The organism is Inquilinus limosus MP06 (genome assembly GCF_000767795.1).
GTDB classification, from domain to species: domain Bacteria; phylum Pseudomonadota; class Alphaproteobacteria; order DSM-16000; family Inquilinaceae; genus Inquilinus; species Inquilinus limosus_E.
The window spans coordinates 1-1,360 of record NZ_JANX01000965.1; the positions used below are offsets into that span (position 1 = coordinate 1).

Genomic DNA, 1,360 nt, shown 5'->3' on the forward strand with positions numbered 1-1,360 from the left:
CGCTGGCGGTCGAGCGCCGCATCGCCGCCCGAGACACCGGCCTGCAGGGCGCCATTACCGTCACCAGCCTGGACTGGTTCGGCGACACCGTCGTGGCCCCGATCACGGCCCGGTTCGGCGCGCTGCACCCGCTGGTGGCGATCGAGCTCTTGAACGAGCCGCGCATGTTCAACCTGTCGCGGCGCGAGGCCGACCTGGCCTTCCGCTTCGCCGCCTTTGCCCAGGAGGACCTGATCGAGCGCAAGGTGGCGGAGGTCGGCTACGGCCTCTACGCCACGCCGGGCTATCTCGAGCGGCACGGCTTACCGGATTTCGCTGCCGGCTGCGCCGGCCATGCCGTGGTCACGATGTACGACTTCGCCAGCCGGTCGACCCAGGCGGTGTGGCTGCACGGCATCACGCCGCAGGCGCGGGTGATCGCGCGCACCAGCGGCCTCGGATCGCAGATGGCGGCGGCCGAGACCGGGCTGGCCATGGCCTCCCTGCCGCGGCTGCTGGGCGATGCGCGCCCGGCGCTGCGGCGGATCGAGACGCCGGTGTCCTGCCCGGTGCAGTCGGTGCGTCTCGGGGTGCATGCCGATCTGCGCGACTCGCCGCGAATCCGCGCCTTCATCGATTTCGCCGTGGCCGAGCTGAAGACACGTGCGCCGGAGCTCAACCCGCCCTGAAAGGATATACGGAATCGTATAGGGTGCATACGGACCTCGCCGATGGGCGTGGCGCCGGTTTCGGGCCAAATCCCGACCATCCGGCGCTGCGGAGCGAGCGCCGGTCCTGTCTGGAAGGGACTTCGCATGTCCGACCCGATCCGCATCCTCGGCCTGTCCGGCAGCCTGCGCCGGGCGTCGCTGAACACCGCGTTGCTGCGCGCCGCGGGCGAGCTGCTGCCCGCCGTCGCGGCGCTGGAGATCCACCCGCTGCACGACCTGCCCTTCTTCAACGAGGATGTCGAGGCCGAGGGCCTGCCCGCGCCGGTCCAGGCGCTGAAGGCGAAGATCGCGGCGGCCGACGCGCTGCTGCTGGCGGTGCCGGAATACAACTACTCGATCGCGCCGGCGCTGAAGAACGCGCTGGACTGGGCGTCGCGGCCCTATGGCGCCTCGGTGCTGGTCGGCAAGCCGGTCGCGATCCTCGGCGCCTCCGCCGGGATGGGCACGGTGCGGGCGCAGCTGCATCTGCGCGACGTGGCGATCACCACCGGCCTGCACGTGCTGAACCAGCCGGAGATCTTCGTCGGCCGCGCCGCCGAGAAGTTCGACGCGGATCTGCGTCTGGCCGACGAGCCGACGCGGGCGATCCTGGCCCGCATGCTGCAGCGCCTGGTGCGCTGGACCCGCGCGATCCAGGCCAGCGCGCCGAT

Annotated in this window: 2 protein-coding genes; both read left to right on the forward strand. The window is 71.5% G+C overall.

The genetic code is table 11. The features are described 5' to 3' along the window. Positions 1-668 (forward strand): LysR substrate-binding domain-containing protein (locus P409_RS34440; RefSeq protein WP_052121717.1); only part of this gene is annotated, 668 nt, incomplete at its 5' end. A 126-nt stretch (positions 669-794) separates the two neighbouring features. Continuing rightward, a partial coding sequence (locus tag P409_RS34445) for an NADPH-dependent FMN reductase (RefSeq protein ID WP_034849399.1) occupies positions 795-1,360 on the forward strand: 566 nt, incomplete at its 3' end.